Below are 817 nucleotides of genomic sequence, written 5' to 3'. Positions count from 1 at the left end.
CCGGTCGGGATGCCGTCGGGTGGGGGGCGGTGCAGGTGCAGGTCGGTGCGGTCGGTGGGGATGTCGTACCAGGCGAGTAGGCGGCACCAGCGGTCGATTTCGTGGTCGTGGTCGTGCCAGTGGGGTCCGTCGGTGTGTCCGGCGTCGGGGTTGGCGTGGGCGAGGAGGCGGTGGGGTCGGGTGGCGAGGAGGAGTCGGTGGGACTGGGGTCCGCGGCCGTGCAGGTTGACGGCGAGGTCGGGGGGTGGGCCGGTCCAGGTGAGGGTGTCGAGGTCGGGGGTGTCGATCAGGTGGTCGATGGCGCCGATGAGGTTGACCAGGGGGGTGAGCCAGTGGGGTGCGGCGAGGGTGAGTTCCTGGTCGGGGTGGGCGGTGCGGAGGGCGCGGAGGGCGGGTACGGCGGTGGCGAGGTCGCCGACGCCGAGGGCGCGGAGGGTGAGGATCACGGGTAGCTGGTTTCTTGGTCGGCGCAGACGATCATTTCGCGGATGGCGCAGCCGGCGGGTTGGGAGAGGGCGAACATGATGGCGGCGGCGGTGTCGGCGGGGTCGTTGAGGATGGCGTCGGGGCCGGGTTGGTAGGTGGGGTCGCGGTCGTCGAAGAAGGCGGTGCGCATGCCGCCGGGGATGAGCAGGGTGACGCCGATGGTGCCGGCGAGTTCGGCGGCGAGGGCGCGGGTGAAGCCGACGACGCCGAACTTGGCGGCGCAGTAGGCGGTGGCGTCGCTGACGGCCTTGATGCCCAGCGTGGAGGCGACCGTGACGATGGTGCCGCGGGAGGCCTCCAGGAACGGCAGCGCGGCGCGGATCACCGCGGC

1 protein-coding gene and 1 pseudogene are annotated in these 817 nt (G+C 72.6%); both read right to left on the bottom strand.

Translation table 11 applies throughout. The features are described from left to right. Nucleotides 1-446: pseudogene (locus SM577_RS31610) on the bottom strand (glycosyltransferase family 9 protein); the annotation flags it as partial. Then, a partial coding sequence (locus SM577_RS31605) for an SDR family oxidoreductase (RefSeq protein WP_474588699.1) occupies nt 443-817 on the bottom strand: 375 nt, incomplete at its 5' end. The gene SM577_RS31605 and the pseudogene SM577_RS31610, both read right to left, overlap by 4 nt.

The sequence above is a fragment of the Micromonospora desertarenae genome (genome assembly GCF_056150265.1).
Note: the sequence above shows the minus strand (reverse complement) of the source record. Positions and strands in the feature narration are given on the sequence as shown.